The sequence below is a fragment of the Enterovirga sp. genome (assembly GCF_035325185.1).
In the GTDB taxonomy this organism is placed as follows: domain Bacteria; phylum Pseudomonadota; class Alphaproteobacteria; order Rhizobiales; family Beijerinckiaceae; genus Enterovirga.
In genome coordinates this window covers 82271-100865 of the sequence record NZ_DAOLAJ010000001.1, presented here as the reverse complement: position 1 = coordinate 100865, position 18595 = coordinate 82271, and the positions used below count along the sequence as shown (strand labels likewise).

Below are 18595 nucleotides of genomic sequence, written 5' to 3'. Positions count from 1 at the left end.
GGTGGGGAATTCCCGCCGCGGAGCGTGGAATTTCGCGCGCGGGGAGATAGAAAAAGGGGGTGTCGACAGCGAGCCGCCCGTGACCGAGCGCTGGACCGTCATCCTGACGGCCCTCGTCTATCTGTGCTTCCTGTTCGCCATCGCCCATTGGGGCGATCTGGCGGGCCGGCGGATCATGCGGCGCGGCGTGCGCGCGACGATCTACGCCCTCGCCCTCGCGGTCTATTGCACGTCCTGGACCTTCTACGGCTCGGTCGGCCTTGCGAGCCATGACGGGCTCGACTTCCTGGCGATCTATATCGGGCCCGTCCTGGTCATCGGCTTCTGCATGCCCTTCGTCCAGCGCGTCCTGCGGATCGCCAAGGCCCAGAACATCACCTCGGTCGCCGATTTCGTGGCAGCCCGGTACGGCAAGAGCGAGGGCGTCGCGGCGCTGGTCTGCCTGATCGCCCTGGTCGGGACGATTCCCTATATCGCGCTGCAACTGAAGGCCGTGGCGTCCTCGCTGTCCGTCTTCCTGGGGGAGCCGGAGGTCGATCTGTCCGCGGGCATGCCGGGCTTCGCCGATCTGGCGCTCGTCATCGCGCTGGTCCTGGCGGGGTTCGCCGTGGCCTTCGGCACCCGCCATGCCGATGCGACCGAGCACCAGGACGGCCTCGTCGTCGCCATCGCGGTCGAGTCGATCGTCAAGCTCGCCGCCTTCCTGACCGTCGGCTTCTTCGTCGTCTACGGCCTGTTCGAAGGGTTCCAGGACATCGCCGACCGCTTTCCCCGCGACACGCCCGTCTTTCTCCTCCTCGGGCCCACCTCCTCGCTGCCGAATTTCCTGACGCTGGTCCTGCTCTCTTCCTGTGCGGCACTCCTCCTGCCGCGGCAGTTTCACATGACCGTGGTCGAGAACCGCGCCGCCTCCGACGTCCGAAAGGCGGCCTGGCTGTTTCCGCTCTATCTCGTCCTCATCAACGTCTTCGTCGTGCCGATCGCGCTCGCGGGGCTCTACCTCCTGCCCGCGGAAGCGGATCGGGACATGACGGTCCTCGCCCTGCCGCTCCAGGTGAACGAGAACGGCATCGCGCTCCTCACCTTCGTCGGCGGCCTGTCGGCGGCGACCGCCATGGTCATCGTCGACACGGTCGCAGTCTCGATCATGGTTTCGAACCACCTCGTTCTGCCGCTGATGCTGCGCCGGCGCGATTTCGCCGCCGGAGAGCAGGAGGGCGGGGAGCCGCGCAACCTCGGCAGCTTCGTCCTCGCGACGCGCCGCATCGCCATCGTGGCGATCACGCTCCTCGGCTATCTCTATTACCGGGTGGCGGGCGACAACGCGCTCGCCTCGATCGGGCTCCTGTCCTTCGCGGCCGTCGCCCAGATCGCGCCGGCCTTTTTCGGCGGCCTCTTCTGGCGCGGCGGCACCGCGAGGGGGGCCAATGCGGGGCTGCTGATCGGGATCGCCCTGTGGGCCTATACCCTGCTCCTCCCGGTCCTCATCGTCGGGACGGGGCTCGAGGGATTGCTGCGCGACGGCCCCTTCGGGATCGGGGCGCTGAACCCGACGGGTCTGCTCGGCACCGACCTGCCCCGGCTGACTCACGGCACGCTCTGGAGCCTCGGCCTCAACCTCGCGACCTATGTGGGGGTCTCCCTGCTCGGCAGCGCCGGGGCGCTGGAGCGGATCCAGGCGGCGGCCTTCGTGGGCGACCGCTCGATCCCGATCTCGCCGGCCCTGCGCATCTTCCGCTCCCACGTCACCGTGGACGAGCTGCGCACCACGGTCGGGCGTTTCCTCGGCCATGACCGGACGAGCCGCTCCTTCGCCGGTTATGCGCGCTCGCGCGGGCTTGCGCTGGAGGGGCGGGGGGAGGCGGATATCCATCTCCTGCGCTATGCGGAGCATCTTCTCGCCTCGGCGATCGGCGCGGGCTCTTCCCGGCTCGCGCTCTCGCTCGCGCTCCGCGGGAGCAACGTCTCCGGGAGCGACGCCCTCAAGCTCCTCGACGACGCTTCGGCCGCGCTGAAGCATAACCGCGACCTGCTCCAGCATGCGCTCGACCATTCCCAGCAGGGCATCACCGTCCTCGATGCCGATCTGCGGCTCCTGGCCTGGAACCAGGCCTTCATCGATCTCTACGGCTTCCCGCCGGACCTGATCCGCATCGGGGTCGGGCTCGAGGAGATCATCCGCACGAATGCCGAGCGGGGCGTCTACGGCTCGGGCTCCGCCGACGAGGTGATCGCGCAGCGCCTGCATTCGATGCTGCACGAGGAGGGGCCGGTGCGCGTCCGCCTCATCTCGGGGCGCGTCATCTCGATCCGCTCGAACAAGCTTCCGGGCGGGGGCCTCATCGCCATCTACACGGACGTCTCCGAGGCCGCGGCGGAGGAGGAGAGGCGCGAGCGCGAGCACGAGACGCTGGAAGCGCGCGTGCGCGAGCGGACGGAGGAACTGACGCGGCTGAACGAGGAGCTGCGGCGCGCCACCCTCGAGGCCGACGAGGCGAATGCCTCGAAGACCCGCTTCCTCGCCGCCGCGAGCCACGACATCCTCCAGCCGCTGAACGCGGCCCGCCTCTACGCCACCGCCTTCCTGGAGCGGGCGCGCCATACCACCGATGCGCAGCTCGCCGAGAACATCGACGCCTCGCTCGACGCCGTCGAGGAGATCCTGACGACGCTCCTCGACATCTCGCGCCTCGATTCGGGGGCGCTCGTGCCGCAATATTCCGCCATCGCCCTCGACGAGCTGTTTCGCCAGCTCGAGCGCGAATTCGGGCCGGTGGCGGCGGAGAAGGGCCTGCGGCTGCGCTTCGTGCACACCTCCCTCGCCGTGCGCTCGGATCGCCGCCTGCTGCGGCGCCTGCTCCAGAACCTCGTCTCGAACGGCATCAAGTACACGCCCTCGGGCAAGGTCCTGGTGGGAATCCGCCGCCGCGGCGACAAGCTGCGGCTCGAAGTGTGGGATACCGGGCTCGGCATCCGCCCGGAGCAGCGCAAGGCCATCTTCCGGGAATTCGAGCGCCTGCCCGAGGGGGCGAGGGAGGCGCGCGGACTCGGACTCGGGCTCTCCATCGTCGACCGCATCGCCAAGGCGCTCAATGTCGGGGTCGGATTGCGCTCCGCCCCGGAGCGCGGCTCCGCCTTCTCGGTCGAGCTTCCGCGCACGGAGATTGCCGAGAGGGAGGAACGCCTGCAGGCGTCGCGGCGGCCGGCGACGCCCCTCGTCGATCTGTCGGTCCTGGCCATCGACAACGAACCCGCCGTGCGCGACGGCATGCTCAGCCTGCTCTGCGGCTGGGGCTGCGAGGTGGTGACGGCCGGCTCGCTCGACGAAGCCATGGTGGCCCTCGAGCGCGGCGCGCGGCCCAATGTCCTCATCGCCGATTATCACCTCGACGAGGGCGACGGCCTTGCCGCCGTCGCGGCGATCCGCGCGCATCTCGGCCGCGACCTGCCCGCGATCCTGATCACGGCCGACCGCTCGCCCGAACTCGCCGAGGCGGCCGAGGCGGCGCGCGTCTCCGTCCTGAACAAGCCGCTGAAGCCCGCCGCCCTGCGCGCGCTGCTCGGCCGCGTCCAGGCAACAGGAATCGCTGCCGAATAAGGCTTGCCGGCTCGCACGGAATCCTTTCCCCGCTGGCGGGGAGAGGTCGGTCGGCGCTAGCCGGCCGGGTGAGGAGCGGGCACCCGGCGGCGGCGCGTTTCGAGGGCCCCTCATCCGGTCACGCTGACGCGTGACTCGACTTCTCCCCGCTCGCGGGGAGAAGCGGGGGCGGTAGTTGTGCATCCTGCAGGCTTGCCGCCCGGCCGCTCTCGCTGTAGCCACCTTCGGCGCGGTCGGGACGAGGCCGTCCGCCACGGCCGCCATGCTTTTCAACTCCTTCCCGTTCCTTTTCGTCTTCCTGCCTGCCTCGCTGCTGCTGCATTGGCTGGTCGAGCGCTTCCGGCCGGATTGGCGGCTGCCGCTGCTGGTGCTCCTGTCCTTCGCCTTCTACGGCTACTGGGACTGGCGGCTCCTGCCGCTCCTCGTTTTGTCGGTCGGGCTGAACTGGAGCGTCGCCGAGCTGTTCCAGCGGGCGCGGCGCGGCTGGCTCGTCATCGGGGCGATCTGCCTCAACCTGCTGGTCCTGGCGATCTTCAAATACGCCGCCTTCCTCATCGAGGTGCTCGATCTCCTGCCGGGCGTCGATCTCGCCAAGCCCTCGATCGTGCTGCCGCTCGGCATCTCCTTCTTCACCTTCCATCACGTCATGTACATGACGGACCTGAAGGCGGGCCGGGCGCCGCGCTACGGGCTTCTGCAATACGCCTTCTACATCGCCTTCTTCCCGCAGGTGCTGGCCGGGCCGCTCGTGCGCTGGTCGGAGGTGATGCACCAGCTCGACGAGCGGCCCTATCTGCGCCACGACGCGGCCGAGCGCATCGCGCGCGGCCTGATGCTGCTGGTCGTCGGCCTCGCGAAGAAGGTCTTCCTAGGCGATCCGCTCTCCGAATACGTCAACCCGGTTTATGCCGCTGCCGCGGCGGGCAAGGCGATCAGCGTCGTCGAAGCCTGGCAGGCGGTGCTCGGCTTCACCTTCCAGATCTATTTCGACTTCTCCGGCTATACCGACATGGCGCTCGGCCTCGCGCTGCTGTTCGGGATCGTGCTGCCGCAGAATTTCGACGTGCCCTATCGCGCCGTCTCGCTCCAGGATTTCTGGCGGCGCTGGCACATGACGCTGTCGCGCTTCCTGCGCGACTATCTCTACGTCGCGATGGGCGGGAACCGGCACGGGCTCGCGGTCCAGCTTCTCGCGCTCTTCGCCACCATGGCGCTCGGCGGCCTCTGGCACGGCGCGGGCTGGACCTTCATCGCCTGGGGCGTTGCGCACGGGGTGGGGCTCGGCGCGGGCGTCCTGTGGCGCCGCGCGGGGCTGAAGATGCCGAATGTCGCGGGCTGGATCCTCACCTTCGTCTTCGTGATGCTGACCTGGATCCTGTTCCGAGCCGGCACCTTCGACGTCGCCCTGAAGATGTTCAAGGCTTTGTTCGGCTTCGCCGAGATGGGACGCGGCTTCAAGTGGCGCTCGATCGCGATCGCGGCCCTGGTCGCCATGATCGGCCCGACCGCCTGGGCCTTCGTGCACCGCCTGCCGCCCTGGCGCTCGATCGCGGTCGCCTTCGCGGTCGTCCTCGTCATCGTCCTGTTCAAGATCGGCGACGATGCCAATTACGAGTTCATCTATTTCCAGTTCTGAGGCGCGCGACGTCGCGGCCGCTTCCTGGCGCCGCTTCGTCCTCGCCTTCGCGGCGGGAACGGTCCTGGTCTTCCTGGGGCTGCTCGGCTTCGTCGTGGCCGTCGATCCCTACGATACCGGCCGCCTCGCGCTGCTGAAGGCGCCGGGCCTGCCCGCGCAGATCCCCCGCACGGCCCATGCGAGCCGCGGGCGCGATCCGGCCTACGACGCCGCCGTGTTCGGAAACTCGCATGTCCAGATCCTCGCGCCGGAGGAGCTGACGCGCGAGACGGGCATCCCCTTCCTCTCGCTCGCCGTACCGGGAATCGGGCCGCGCGAGATGTTTCTCCTGCTCGATTATTTCCTGCGCCACCGGGTGCGGCCGGCGCGGGCCATCGTGCTGGGCATCGATCCCTACTGGTGCCGCGACGATCCCGGCATGCCGAACTGGCTGCCCTTCCCGTTCTGGCTCTACGAGCGCAGCCTGTGGGGCTATCTCGTCGGCATCGTCCGCGACCAGAGCCTCGACGATTCCTTCAAGCGCCTGTTCTACGCCCTCCACCTCTCGAAGCGCGTGCGGGCCCGGCCGGACGGCCTCTGGGACTACGACGAGACCTTCGTCTGGTCTCCCGAGCGGCACGGGCCGATGTTCCGTGCGCCGGCGCCCTCGGGCATTCTGAACGAGACCGGCCGCTTCCCGGCTATCGAGGCGCTCGGGAAGACGCTCGACGCCCTGCCGAAGGATCTCGCCGTGGTGCTGCTGATGCCTCCGGTCCATGCCGTCGCGCTGCCGCTTCCCGGCACGGCGCTCGCCCGGTCCGAGGCGGCCTGCCGGGCGGCTCTCGTCGGGATGGCGAAGGGCCGTCCCTCGGTCGCGATCGTCGATTGGCGCGTGGACCGGCCCGAGATTCACGTGCCGGAGAACTTCATCGATCCGACTCATTACCGCCGCCCCATCGCGCGCGAGATCGAGCGCGACGTCGCGGCGGCGATCGGAGGCATCGAGGCGCGCCTCAAGGCCCCGTCCGGCGGAGCGCGCTGAGGAAGGTCAGGGCGCCGTAGATCGGCAGGGCGGGCAGGAAAAGCCCGGCCGTGTCGATATAGCGGGCGGCGGGGAAGGTGGTCACGACGGTCAGCGCGCCCGCCGCGACGACGGTGATCGCCGAGAGGCAGACGAGCGCCGGCACGTCGTCGGGCCTCGCCGCCACGGCGGCGGGAAGGCGCCGGCGCCAGAGCGCGGCGGCATAGGCGGCGAGGAAGGCGGCCATGCCGAGCACGAAGGCGAGGTTCGAGGCGAGGAGCCGCCCCGTGAAGCGCATCGTGCCGCCCGCGAGCCAGGCCGCATAGCTCGCGGGCGCGGCGCGGATCGTCGCAAGCGAGAGCCTCATCAGCCGGGCGTTGAAGGCGACCCAGCTCTCGTTGCCCTGGAGATGGCCGATCTTGCGCTGGAGCAGGTCGTCATAGGTCCGCGCATAGAGGTCGTAATAGCCGAAGGCCGTCGAGACGAAGGAGCGCTCGCCCTGCGAGTTGACGGGCGTCGGGATCACCTCTCCTGCCTTCTCCGAGGCCGTGCGGACATCCAGGATCGCCTGTCCGAGCGGGCGCAGATCCTCGGGCAGCGAGGCGACGACCTGTGGCGTCAGCATCAGCCCGGCCATGCCGGACATCTGGTAGCCGCCGAAGGAGACGATGTTGAAATCCCCGACCGCCCGCCAGCGCAGGGCCGAATTGGCGAGGAAGGGAAGGGCAGCCGCGAGGACCAGCACGGCCGTCCGGCGCCCGATTCCCTCCGCCCCCCGAAGCCGCGCGAGAAGGGCGTAGAGGAGCGGAAACAGGAGGACGGCGGGAAGCAGGCTCGGGCGCAGGATATAGCCGAGGCCGAGCGACAGGCCGAATCCGAGGGCGTGGATCAGGAACGGGCGCCCCGCCGCGAGGCGGACCACGCAGGCGAGGGCGGCGAGCGCGAGCACGGCGGCGGGGAATTCGGGATGGACCGCCCGGTGCCACAGGAGCAGCAGGTTGGAGCCGAGAAGCGCCGCCGTCACGCTGCCCGCCGCGCGCCGCGAGGCCCCGTAGGCGCGCAGCGCATGGTGGAGCGCGAGACTCGCCGCGAGGAAAAGCCCCGTCTGCAAGGCGGGAAAGGCGGCGTGGTCCCGGCCGGGAACGGCCCGCAGGATCCAGCCGAAAAGGGGATGGCGCGGATCGCCCCAGCCCTCGGGCAGCGGGGCCACGGCGAGATAGCCCGGCGTGTCGGGCGAGATCCAGGGCGCATAGCCGCCGAGGGCGCCGAGGCAGGCCGCGACGGCGATCACGGCGAGGATGAGGGAGCGCCACTCGCCGCGGCTCATGGGGTCGGGCACTGGAAGGTCTCCTCGTCGCCGCGCCGCCTCGACGGGGCGGCGCGGCGCGCTTATGGCATCTTCGGTGGCGCTTCGCCCGGACGGAAACAGCCTCGAAGGAATCGAGCGTGACGGATATGCCGGGAGCGGCTCCGGCGGCGGCAGCCGCGAGGTCGTGGGAAGGGGGCGTCGCGACGGAGCCGTCCGTCGCCGTGCTGGTGCCCTGCTACAACGAGGCGGTCTCGATCGCGGGCGTGGTGCGGGAGTTCCGCGCCGCCTTGCCGCGGGCGACGATCTACGTCTACGACAACAACTCCACGGACGGGACCGCCGAGCGCGCGCGGGAAGCGGGCGCCGAGGTGCGGGCCGAGCGCCTCCAGGGCAAGGGCCACGTCGTGCGCCGGATGTTCGCGGATGTCGAGGCGGACGTCTACGTGCTGGTCGACGGCGACGGTACCTATCGGGGGGAAGATGCCGCCCGGCTCGTCCGCCTGCTCCTCGCCGGCCGGCTCGATCTCGTGAACGGGCGGCGCGTCACCGACCTGGCGGCCGCCTACCGGCCGGGGCACAGGCTCGGCAACCGCATGCTGACGGGGCTCGTGCGGCGCATCTTCGGCAACCGCTTCGCGGACATGCTGTCCGGGCTCAAGGTATTCTCGCGCCGCTACGCGAAGAGCTTTCCCGGCCTGTCGCAGGGCTTCGAGATCGAGACCGAATTGACCATTCACGCGCTCGAGCTGGACATGGCGGTGGACGAGGCCGACATCGCCTATGGCGAGCGCCCCTCCGATTCCCCCTCGAAGCTCAACACCTTCCAGGACGGCATCCGCATCCTGCGCATGATCGGCCGGCTCGTGCGCATCGAGCGCCCGCTCGCCTTCTTCTCCTGCGGCTTCTTCCTGATGGCGGTTCTCGCCCTGCTGCTCGCGGCGCCGCTCGCGGTGACCTATCTCGAGACGGGGCTCGTGCCCCGGCTGCCGACCGCGGTCCTGGCGACGGGGCTCATGCTGCTCGCCTTCCTCTCCCTCGTCTGCGGACTGATCCTGGAGACCGTCACGCGGGGCCGCCAGGAGGCGAAGCGGATGGTCTACCTGTCGATTCCCGCCCCGCCCGGCCCCTGATCCGCGCCGCCTGCCGCCCTTTTGCCCCGTCCCGCATGCGCAAGACAGTTGTCCGCCCGCGCCGCTTCGCTGTATAGGCGCCCCCCACAAATCGCCTCGAAACGGAGGGTTGAATGAAGCTGACCGAAAGCGTGGACGGCTATCGACCCGCCGAGGACGAGCCCTTCATGAGCGAGCGCCAGCGCGAATATTTCAAGCGCAAGCTCGCGGCCTGGAAATCGGACATCCTGCGCGAGGCCCAGGGCACGCTGAACGCCCTCGCCAACGAGAATCCGAACCATCCCGACCTCGCCGACCGGGCCTCGTCCGAATCGGACCGCGCCATCGAGCTTCGGGCGCGCGACCGCCAGCGCAAGCTGATCGCGAAGATCGACGCGGCCATCGCGCGAATCGAGGAGGGGACCTACGGCTATTGCGAGGAGACCGGCGAGCCGATCTCCCTCAAGCGGCTCGAGGCGCGCCCCATTGCGACGCTCTCGCTCGAGGCGCAGGAGCGGCACGAGCGCAAGGAGCGTGTCCACAGGGACGATTGAGGCGGATGCCGGTTCGACCCGGCCTCCTTCCCCATCTTGTCGTTCCACGGTAATTTTACGCTCGGAGAGGCGTCCCCCTCGCGCATAGGCGCGTCCGGCGCCGAAACCCGTCGGTGTGCGAGGATCGAAAAAGAGACTTTCGTTGGCCGGAGCGAGCGGCTAATTCTCCCTCACAACAGGGAGGAACATATCCATGAGTGCCATAGCAACTGCGGCTGCTCCGCCGCTTGACGCGGCCGCGGACAAGCGGCGCCGGATCAAGGCTATCGTAGGGGCGTCCTCGGGTAACCTCGTCGAGTGGTACGACTTCTATACCTACGCCTTCACCTCCATCTATTTCGCGCACGCCTTCTTTCCGAAGGGCAGCCAGACCAGCCAGCTCATGGCGACGGCCGGCATCTTCGCGGTGGGCTTCTTCATGCGCCCGCTCGGCGGCTGGCTGTTCGGCTGGCTCGCCGACGCTCACGGCCGCAAGACCTCGATGGTCCTCTCCGTGCTGCTGATGTGCGCGGGCTCGCTGATGATCGCCTGCCTTCCGACCTACGACACGATCGGGGCGGCGGCGCCGTTCCTTCTCCTGATCGCCCGCCTCGCCCAGGGCCTCTCGGTCGGCGGCGAATACGGCACGGCCGCGACCTATATGAGCGAGGTGGCCGGCAAGGGGCAGCGCGGCTTCTATTCGTCCTTCCAGTACGTGACGCTGGTCGGCGGCCAGTTGCTCGCGCTCCTGGTCCTGATCACGCTCCAGTTCACGATCGGCACCGAAGGGCTCAAAGCCTGGGCCTGGCGCGTTCCCTTCGTCATCGGCGCGCTCGCGGCGGTCGTCGCCATGTATCTGCGCCGCTCGCTCGAGGAAACCGCCTCCAGCGAGACGATGCACCACAAGGAAGCCGGCTCGCTGAAGGGCCTCCTGCCGTACAAGAAGTCGCTGCTGATCACCATCGGTCTGACGATGGGCGGCTCGCTCTTCTTCTACACCTTCACGACCTACATGCAGAAATACCTGGTCAATACGGCCAAGATGGAGACCGGCTCCGTCAGCCTGGTCATGACCTGCGCCCTCGTCGTGTTCATGGCGCTCCAGCCGATATTCGGCGCGCTGTCCGACCGGATCGGCCGGAGGAACAACCTGCTGCTGTTCTCGGGCCTCGGTGTGATCGGCTCGGTGCCGCTGCTGAGCGCGCTGGGCAGCGTGACGAGCCCCTTCATGGCTTTCGGGCTGATCCTGATCTCCCTCATCATCGGGGCCTTCTACACCTCGATCGGGGGCGTCGTGAAAGCGGAGCTGTTCCCGGCGGAGGTCCGGGCGCTCGGCGTCGGCCTGCCCTACGCTATCGCCAACGCGCTCTTCGGCGGCACGGCGGAATATGTGGCGCTGTCAATGAAGTCGTCCGGCCACGAGAACCTGTTCCCCTGGTACGTGACGGCGATCGTGGCCGTCGCCTTGGTCGCTGCGTTCCTGATGCCCGATACCCGCAAGCACGGCTATCTCGACGGCGACGGGAAAATCTGAGGGGCCGCTCGCCCTTCGCGGCGAGGCGGGGCGGGGCCGACGGCTCCCGCCCCGCAAGGCCGCCGCCGGAGCCCGATGTGGCGTTGTTGCCGCATCGGGCTTTTGCGTCTCTGGACCGGCTTTCCAAGCCGGATGAAAAGTGATGAAAGGCTGACCGCGCCCGTAGCCCGCGATCAGAATCGGGCCGTCGAGCTTCTGTCCCACGCCGAGAGCTGGAGGCGTCGATGGCTGCCGAAGAGAAGCAGCGCTCGCTTCCACGGGCCTTGCCGGCTGGCGTCCAGGTGGGGATCGTCCTCGCATGCGCCGGGGCGCTGGCCGTGCTGGTCCTGGGCGGCTATGCCCGCTCCGCGAGCCGGGCGCCCGAGCCGGCGGCGGCGCCGGGCGGCGACAAGCCCTTCACGCTGAGCGATGCGGAACTCGCCACCTTCACCATCCAGCCCGCCGCCCGGCACGTCTTCCAGGTCGAGCACGCGACCGAGGGCAAGATCGGCGTCAACGAGGATCTCGCGACGCCCGTCTTCTCGCCCTATTCGGGGCGGGTGATCCGCCTTCTCGCGAAGCCCGGCGACATGGTCCGCAAGGGCCAGGTCCTGTTCACCATCGAGGCGACCGACATGGTGCAGGCGCAGAACGACCTGATCGCCGCGGTCGGTGCGGTGTCCAAGGGCCGCTCCCAGCTCCAGCTCGCCGAAATCGCCGAGAAGCGCCAGCGCGGCCTCTACGAGGCGAAGGCGGCCTCCCTCAAGGACTGGGAGAACGCCCGGAACGATCTGGTCGGCGCCCAGAACGACCTCAAGGCCGCGACCGCCGCGCTGGAGGCGGTGCGCAGCCGGCTCCTCATTCTCGGCAAGACTCAGGCCGAGATCCAGGATTTCGTCGCGAGCGGTCGGATGAATCCCGAGACCCCGATCGCGGCGCCGATCGACGGCACGGTCACGCAGCGCCGGGTCGGGCCGGGACAATACCTGAGCAACTCGGCCTCCGACCCGGCCTTCACCGTGGGCGACCTCTCCAGCGTCTGGCTCCTCGCCCAGGCGCGCGAGAGCGAGGCGGCGAGCCTCGCCGTGGGGCAGACGGTCCGCTTCACCATCCTCGCCCTTCCCGACCGGATTTTCGCGGCGAAGGTCGGCTATGTCGCCTCCGCCGTCGATCCGTCCACGCGCCGCATCCAGGTGCGCGCCACGGTCGAGAACCGCGGGGGCCTGCTGAAGCCGGAGATGTTCGCGAGCGTACGCATCGCCACTGGCGCCCGCGAGGAGGGCGTCGCCGTGCCGCGCGAGGCCGTGATCTACGAGGCCGACAAGGCGCGGCTCTGGGTGATCGGCGAGGGCAACGCCGTCTCGCTGCGCCAGGTGAAGACGGGCCTCGTGGACGGGCCGCTCATCCAGATCCTCGACGGCGTCAAGGCGGGCGAGAAGGTCGTGACCCGCGGCAGCCTGTTCATCGACCGCCTCGCCTCGGGCGAGGCCCCGTGACCCTCGGGCAGGACCGTCCGGCATGAGCGTCATCGTCGCGGCAGCCCTGCGCAGGCGGGCCCTGGTCGTCCTCTTCTTCATCCTCCTGATGGTGGGCGGGGTCGCGGCCTTCCGGGTCCTGAACATCGAAGCCTATCCCGACCCGACGCCGCCCATGGTCGACGTCGTCACCCAGAGCCAGGGGCTCTCGGCGGAGGAGGTCGAGCGCTACATCACGATCCCGATCGAGGTGGCGACGGCGGGCCTGCCGAATTTCAAGGTCGTGCGCTCGATCTCGCTCTTCGGCCTGTCGGACGTGAAGCTGCAATTCGACTTCCGCTTCACCTACGAGGAGGCCAAGCAGCAGGTCCTCAACCAGCTCGCCCAGCTCAGCGGCCTGCCGGACGGCGCGCAGCCGCAGATCTCGCCGACCAGCCCCATCGGGGAGATCTTCCGCTACCGCCTCATCGGCCCCGCCCACTACAGCGTCATGGACATGAAGACGCTCCAGGACTGGGTCCTCCAGCGCCGCTTCAAGGCGGTGCCGGGCGTGGTGGACGTCACCGGCTGGGGGGGCAAGACCAAGACCTTCGAGATCTCGGTCGATCTCGACCGCCTCGTCGCCTACGGCCTCACCCTGCCGCAGCTCCTCCAGACGTTGAACAACTCGAACGTCAATGTCGGCGGCAACACGGTCAATATCGGCGCCCAGTCGGCGGTGATCCGCGGCGTCGGCCTCATCCGCAAGGTGGAGGACATCCAGGACACGATGCTGACCCAGGCCGACGGCGCGCCGGTCCTCGTGCGCGACGTCGCGGCCGTCACGATCGGAAACCAGCCGCGCCTCGGCATCGCGGGCCAGGACAAGGACGACGACATCGTCCAGGGCATCGTGCTGATGCGGCGCGGCGAGCGCTCGCGCCCGACCATCGAGCGGGTCCTCGCGGAGGTGGACCGCATCAATGCGGGCGGGGTTCTTCCGCCCGGCGTCACCATCGAGCGCATCTACGACCGCAAGGACCTGATCGACATCACGACCGCGACCGTGCTGCACAACATGATCGTCGGCATCCTGCTGATCCTGATCGTGCAGTGGCTGTTCCTGGGCAATCTGCGCTCGGCGATCATTGTCGCGGCGACGATTCCCTTCGCGCTCTTCTTCGCCATCGGGCTGATGGTGGTGCGGGGGGAATCGGCGAACCTGCTCTCGGTCGGCGCGATCGATTTCGGCCTGATCGTGGATGCGACCGTCATCATGGTGGAGGCGATCTTCCCCCGCCTCCCCGGCCACGCCGCCGATCCCGCCGGCCCCAACAACACGGTGCCGGAGGATCTCAAGGGGCGCCTCGGCGAGATCTACCTCGCGGCGCGCAGCGTCGGGCGGCCGATTTTGTTCTCGGCCGCCATCATCATCGCGGCTTTCCTGCCGCTCTTCACGATGACGGGCGTCGAGGGCCACATCTTCGGCCCCATGGCGAAGACCTATGCCTATGCCCTTGCCGGCGGGCTCATCGCCACCTTCACCGTGACGCCCGCGCTCTGCGCCTATCTCCTGCCCGAGCAGGTCGAGGAGACGGAGACCTTCCTGGTGCGCGGGCTCGCGCACGCCTATCGGCCGGCGGTCCGCTTCGCGCTCGCCAACCGCATCCTCACGCTCGGCGCGACGGGGGTGATCCTCGTCGGCGTCGGCTTCGCCGTCCACTCGCTCGGCCTCGAGTTCCTGCCGAAGCTCGAGGAGGGCAACATGTGGATCCGCGCCACGATGCCCTCCACGATCTCGCTGGAGGAGGGGAATGCCTATGCCAACGGCATGCGCCGGCTGGTGAGTTCCTTCCCGGAGGTCGAGACGGTCGTCTCCCAGCACGGCCGCCCGGATGACGGCACGGATGCCGCCGGCTTCTTCAACGTCGAGCTTTTCGCGCCCCTGAAGCCGCCGAGCCGGTGGCGCAAGGGGGTCGACAAGGACGCGCTCGTCGACGAGGTGCTCTCGAAGCTGCGCGCCCGGTATCCGGGGGTCGAGTTCAACTTCTCGCAATATCTCCAGGACAACGTCGCCGAGGCGGTGTCGGGCGTGAAGGGCGAGAACTCGATCAAGCTCTTCGGCAACGACCTCCAGGAGCTGTCCGACTACGCCAATAAGATCAAGAGCATCCTGGCGACGATTCCGGGCGTCGCCGACCTCGCCGTGCTCACCTCGCTCGGGCAGCCGACCATCCAGATCGACATCGACCGCGCTCGGGCGGCCCGCTACGGCCTCTCCCCGGGCGACATCAACGCCACCATCCGCACCGCCATCGGCGGCCAGGCGGCGGGCGATCTCTACGAGCCGGGCTCGGACCGCCATTTCCCGATCATCGTGCGCCTCGCCCCCAAATACCGCCAGAGCGCCGAGGCGATCAGGAACATCACCATCGGCGTCCAGGGCGCGAACGGCGCGACGACCCAGATCCCGCTCTCGCAGGTCGCGAGCGTGAGGCTCGTCTCGGGCGCCTCCTACATCTATCGCGAGCAGCAGCAGCGCTACCTGCCGATCAAGTTCAGCGTGCGCGACCGCGACCTCGGCTCGGTCATCCTGGAGGCGCAGCAGAAGATCGCGAGCGACGTCAAGCTGCCCCTCGGCTACCGGACCGAATTCGTCGGCGAGTTCGAGAACCTGCGCGGAGCGATCGAGCGCCTGTCGATCATGGTGCCGCTCTCGCTCCTCCTGATCGCGCTCCTCCTCTATCTCAACTTCTCCTCGCTGACGGACACGCTGCTGGCCCTGTCGGTCATCCCGCTTGCGCTGACGGGCGGCATCCTCGCCCTGTTCGTGCTCGGCATCCCGTTCAGCGTCTCGGCCGCGATCGGCTTCATCGCGCTGTTCGGCATCGCGGTGATGGACGGCATCATCATCATCTCCCATTTCAACGAGCTGGTGCATCACGGCTGGGAGCGCGGCCGGGCCATCCTCGAGACGGCCGAGACGCAGATGCGGCCCGTGGTGATGACCTGCGTCGTCGCCGGCGTCGGCCTCGTGCCGGCGGCCTTCTCCACGGGGATCGGCTCGCAGGTGCAGAAGCCCCTCGCCGTGGTGGTGGTGGGCGGCATGATGCTCGCCCCCGTCCTGATCCTCCTGAACCTCCCGGTCCTGATCTCGCTCCTGTCGCGCCACGGCCGGGTCCGGCGGGGGCCCGCGCGGCCCGAGCCGGTCATGCCCGCGCCGCTGGAGGCTTGAGTCTCCACGGGGTCATCCTCTCCCCGCACGCGGGGAGAAGCGGGAGTGGAGGGGCACCTGCGCCTCAGAACACCGTGCCGTCGCTGATCACCGTGAGCGGGGGCGCGCCGTCCCGGCTGCGGGCGAGTCGGCGGCCGGCGGCCCAGGTGCCGCCTTCGAGGAGCTTCGCCAGGGGAAGGTCGCGGGCGCTGCGGCCGAGGCGGGCGCGGACACGATCCGCCACGAGATCGAGCAAAGCCACCGTGAGCGCGCGCCATTCGACGACGAGCGGCGAGGAGACCTCGTGCGTGCGCCCCGCCTCGGCCGGATCGCGCAGCCGCAGGACGCCCGTGTCGAGGAAGAGCCCGCCGTTGCGGTATTCCGGCAGGCCCGTCAGGCGGTCGATCTCCGTCACGCCGATGTCGGCCGCCTCCAGCGGCTCGATCAGTGAATAGGCGAGCCACTGCGAGAGCTTGTGGAACGGCACGAGCCCCGCCGTCCCGTCCGCGAATCCGGTGATCGCCGGATGGCGCCAAGTGTCGCCGAGATCGATGCCGCCGAGGGAAAGCCGGCCCGGCCAGACCGGGCCCAGATGCAGGAGGAGTGCCTCGAGGATCGCGGGCGCCGGCAGGGTGCCGCCCGAAGCCTGCGCCGCGAGATGGTCGAAGAGGCCGCCCGGCCGCGGATCGTCCGCAAGCGCGAAAATGTCGGGGGCCATCGCGACCGTGCGGCCGAGCCGCGCCAGCAGCTCCGCCCGGCCCGCGAGGCCGACCAGGGGATTGTCCAGCCGGACCTGGAAGCCGCGGGCGAGTTCCGCAGCGTCGATCAGCGTCAGCGTGCCGGCATCGGCGCGCAGGGGCTCGCCCGGCCGTCCCGAGAAGGCTCCCGAGAGGAACATGTCGAAGCTCGCGACCGCAAGCCCCTCCGAGCGCGCATAAATCTCCCCCGTGCGCCCTTCGATATAGCTCCAGTCCGGCCCCGCTCCGGCATCGAGCAGGACGCTGAGGATCGCGAGGTCAAAGGCGGCGCGGGCGCGCTCGCGTCCATCGGCCCAGCGGATGGTCTCGTCCAGGGTCGCCCAGCGGTCGAGCCCGCCGGCGGCGAAGTGGCGCCACCGGGCATGGAAGGGAATTTCCAGCGTCGGATAGGCTTCGAGCGTCGCCTCGATCACGGCCTCGGCGGCATGGTCCAGACGAGCGGGATCGACCATGAAATGCGGCAACTGATCCCTGAGGCCCGCCTCCAGCATCAAATGGGCGCGCTCGCGCACGGCCTCCGCCGTGAGGAGATGGCGCGCGGCTGAGGCGGTCGGCTGGTCCATCGTCTCACCTGCGTCCGAAAAGCTTCTCGATCTCGGCGAGCTTCAGCTCGACATAGGTCGGTCGGCCGTGATTGCACTGGCCCGACAGGGGCGTCGCCTCCATCTCCCGCAGGAGCGCGTTCATCTCGGCCGGGCTCAGCCGGCGGCCGGCCCTGATCGAGCCGTGGCAGGAAATGCGCGAGAGCACGGCGTCGAGCCGCCGCTCGAGGTTCAGGGGGCTCGCCGCCTCGCCGTCCTCGGCCAGGGCATCGGCGGCGTCGCGCACGATGCGGCGCAGATCGCCCGAGGCCAGGGCGGCCGGGACCTCGCGCAGGATCACCGCCGCCGGGCCGAAGGGCTCGAGGACGAGGCCGAGCGCGGCGAGCGCCCCCGCCGCCTCGGCGAGGCGCCCGACATCGGCGGGATCCAGCTCGACGACCTCGGGGATCAGCAGGACCTGCCGGGCGATGCCGCTCTCGGCCCGCTGGCGCTTCAGCCGCTCGTAGACGAGCCGCTCATGGGCCGCATGCTGGTCCACGACGACGATGCCGTCGCGGGTCTGCGCGACGATATAGGTCTCGTGGAGCTGCGCCCGCGCCGCCCCGAGCGGATGCGCCTCGGCATCCGGTTCGGGCGCGGCGGCGGCCGGGGCGCTGGGGGGCGCGAGCGCGTCCAGGGCCGCCTGTCCCGTTTCCGCGAAGCCGGGGCGGGGAGGGGCTCCGAGGGGTGCCTGCCAGCCCCGGAAGGCCGCCGGGATGGGACGCGGCGCCGAGAACCCGGGGCGCAACAGACCGAGCGCGGCGGTGCCTCCGGTCGTCGCGGCGCGGTGACCGGTGCGGCCGAGCGCGTCGCGGATGGCCGAGACGACGAGGGCCCGCACGAGGCCCGGATCGCGGAAGCGGACCTCGCTCTTGGCCGGATGGACGTTCACGTCGACGAGGGCGGGGGCGCAGTCGAGCCGGAGGGCCAAGGCCGGATGGCGGTCGGAAGCCATGACGTCGGCATAGGCCCCGCGCACCGCCGAGAGCAGCAGCTTGTCGCGCACCGGCCGGCCGTTGACCACGAAATGGATATGGCTCCCCGTTCCGCGATGGAAGGTCGGCAGGCCGACATGGCCGTGCAGCGAAAAACCCTCGCGCTGCGCCGAAACGGGGGCGGCGTTGGGCAGGAAATCGGGGCCGAAGAGCCGGGCCGCGCGGCGCAGGAAGCCGTCCTCGCCGTCGCTCTCGGGGGGCAGGGAGAGGGTGGTCAGGTGATCGCCGGCCAGCGTGAAGCGGATCGCGGGATGGGCGAGGGCGAGGCGCCGCACCGCCTCGGCGGCGGCCTGGGCCTCCGCGCGGTCGGATTTCAGGAATTTCAGCCGGGCCGGGGTGGCGCAGAAGAGATCGCGGATCTCGACGCGCGTGCCGGCGGGAGCGGCGGCGGGGCGCACCTCGCCGACCCGGCCGCATTCGACGACGATGGCATGGGCATGGGGCGCCTGGCGCGCGCGCGTCGTGACGGTGAGGTGCGAGACCGCCCCGATCGAGGGCAAAGCCTCGCCGCGGAAGCCGAGGGTGCGGATGTCGGAGAGATCGCCGTCGGGCAGTTTCGAGGTCGCGTGGCGCTGGACGGCGAGCGCGAGATCTTCCGGGCTCATGCCGTGGCCGTCATCGACGACCCGCACGAGGCTGCGCCCGCCCGCCTCCAGGGTGATCTCGATCGTCCGGGCGCGGGCGTCGATCGCGTTCTCGACCAGCTCCTTGAGGGCGGAAGCCGGCCGCTCGACCACCTCGCCGGCCGCGATCCGGTCGATCAGGACGGGATCGAGCCGGCGCACCGCCGGCCGAAGGGGCGGATCGGAAGGCGTCGTCTGGGCTGGCGCCGCAGCCATGGTCAGCGCTCGTGCGAGATCCTGGTGAAGAGCCGAGCGGTAGGCCGCCCGTCCGG

11 protein-coding genes are annotated in these 18595 nt (G+C 69.8%); 8 read left to right on the top strand and 3 right to left on the bottom strand.

Translation table 11 applies throughout. The features are described from left to right. The first annotated feature begins 79 nt into the window (after positions 1–79). The 3 genes from PKD06_RS00400 (at position 80) to PKD06_RS00390 (ending at position 6255) form a co-directional block, all read left to right on the top strand. Entirely contained in the window at positions 80–3598 is a 3519-nt protein-coding gene (locus PKD06_RS00400) for a PAS domain-containing hybrid sensor histidine kinase/response regulator (RefSeq protein WP_324376608.1), read from the top strand. Between the two features lie 262 nt (positions 3599–3860). Further along, positions 3861–5234, top strand: a complete 1374-nt coding sequence (locus tag PKD06_RS00395) for an MBOAT family O-acyltransferase (protein ID WP_324376606.1) — start codon at positions 3861–3863, stop codon at positions 5232–5234. Continuing rightward, positions 5200–6255 (top strand): hypothetical protein, encoded by a 1056-nt coding sequence (locus tag PKD06_RS00390; protein ID WP_324376604.1) that lies wholly within the window; start codon positions 5200–5202, stop codon positions 6253–6255. Before PKD06_RS00395 ends, PKD06_RS00390 begins: the two co-directional genes overlap by 35 nt. On the opposite strand, the gene PKD06_RS00385 is transcribed toward PKD06_RS00390, so the two are convergent. Continuing rightward, positions 6227–7573 carry a hypothetical protein gene (locus tag PKD06_RS00385; RefSeq protein WP_324376602.1) on the bottom strand — a complete coding sequence of 449 codons (1347 nt, stop codon included), beginning with the start codon at positions 7571–7573 and terminating at the stop codon, positions 6227–6229. The two genes, PKD06_RS00390 and PKD06_RS00385, sit on opposite strands and share 29 nt — an antisense overlap. A 116-nt stretch (positions 7574–7689) precedes the next feature. On the opposite strand from PKD06_RS00385, the gene PKD06_RS00380 reads away from it, so the two are divergent. The 5 genes from PKD06_RS00380 to PKD06_RS00360 all read left to right on the top strand — a co-directional run bounded on the left by PKD06_RS00380 (position 7690) and on the right by PKD06_RS00360 (position 15387). Further along, the gene (locus PKD06_RS00380; RefSeq protein ID WP_324376642.1) at positions 7690–8673 is read left to right on the top strand and encodes a glycosyltransferase; all 984 of its coding nucleotides are present in this window, start codon (positions 7690–7692) and stop codon (positions 8671–8673) included. A 119-nt stretch (positions 8674–8792) separates the two neighbouring features. After that, positions 8793–9206: an RNA polymerase-binding protein DksA gene (gene dksA / locus PKD06_RS00375; RefSeq protein WP_324376640.1), complete on the top strand. Its 414-nt coding sequence runs from the start codon at positions 8793–8795 to the stop codon at positions 9204–9206. Positions 9207–9399: 193 nt separating this feature from the next. Beyond that, positions 9400–10719 carry an MFS family transporter gene (locus tag PKD06_RS00370; RefSeq protein WP_324376600.1) on the top strand — a complete coding sequence of 440 codons (1320 nt, stop codon included), beginning with the start codon at positions 9400–9402 and terminating at the stop codon, positions 10717–10719. A 224-nt stretch (positions 10720–10943) separates the two neighbouring features. Beyond that, positions 10944–12194: an efflux RND transporter periplasmic adaptor subunit gene (locus PKD06_RS00365; protein ID WP_324376598.1), complete on the top strand. Its 1251-nt coding sequence runs from the start codon at positions 10944–10946 to the stop codon at positions 12192–12194. Positions 12195–12216: 22 nt separating this feature from the next. Further along, positions 12217–15387, top strand: a complete 3171-nt coding sequence (locus tag PKD06_RS00360; protein ID WP_324376596.1) for a CusA/CzcA family heavy metal efflux RND transporter — start codon at positions 12217–12219, stop codon at positions 15385–15387. Between the two features lie 64 nt (positions 15388–15451). Here PKD06_RS00360 and PKD06_RS00355 read toward each other — a convergent pair whose 3' ends face one another. Both PKD06_RS00355 and mutL read right to left on the bottom strand, forming a co-directional pair. Then, a complete protein-coding gene (locus PKD06_RS00355) occupies positions 15452–16687 on the bottom strand; it encodes a URC4/urg3 family protein (RefSeq protein ID WP_324376594.1) in 1236 nt (411 codons plus the stop codon). A 4-nt stretch (positions 16688–16691) separates the two neighbouring features. Then, a complete protein-coding gene (gene mutL / locus PKD06_RS00350; RefSeq protein ID WP_324376592.1) occupies positions 16692–18539 on the bottom strand; it encodes a DNA mismatch repair endonuclease MutL in 1848 nt (615 codons plus the stop codon). Between the last annotated feature and the right edge of the window lie 56 nt (positions 18540–18595).

What these genes read in the sequence shown, in the direction of transcription:
- PKD06_RS00395 (WP_324376606.1), top strand. Translation starts at nt 3,861, where the DNA reads ATGCTTTTCAACTCCTTCCCGTTCCTTTTCGTCTTCCTGCCTGCCTCG.
- PKD06_RS00390 (WP_324376604.1), top strand. Translation starts at nt 5,200, where the DNA reads ATGCCAATTACGAGTTCATCTATTTCCAGTTCTGAGGCGCGCGACGTC.
- PKD06_RS00365 (WP_324376598.1), top strand. Translation starts at nt 10,944, where the DNA reads ATGGCTGCCGAAGAGAAGCAGCGCTCGCTTCCACGGGCCTTGCCGGCT.
- PKD06_RS00360 (WP_324376596.1), top strand. Translation starts at nt 12,217, where the DNA reads ATGAGCGTCATCGTCGCGGCAGCCCTGCGCAGGCGGGCCCTGGTCGTC.
- PKD06_RS00355 (WP_324376594.1), bottom strand. Translation starts at nt 16,687, where the DNA reads ATGGACCAGCCGACCGCCTCAGCCGCGCGCCATCTCCTCACGGCGGAG.
- PKD06_RS00370 (WP_324376600.1), top strand. Translation starts at nt 9,400, where the DNA reads ATGAGTGCCATAGCAACTGCGGCTGCTCCGCCGCTTGACGCGGCCGCG.
- mutL (WP_324376592.1), bottom strand. Translation starts at nt 18,539, where the DNA reads ATGGCTGCGGCGCCAGCCCAGACGACGCCTTCCGATCCGCCCCTTCGG.
- PKD06_RS00380 (WP_324376642.1), top strand. Translation starts at nt 7,690, where the DNA reads ATGCCGGGAGCGGCTCCGGCGGCGGCAGCCGCGAGGTCGTGGGAAGGG.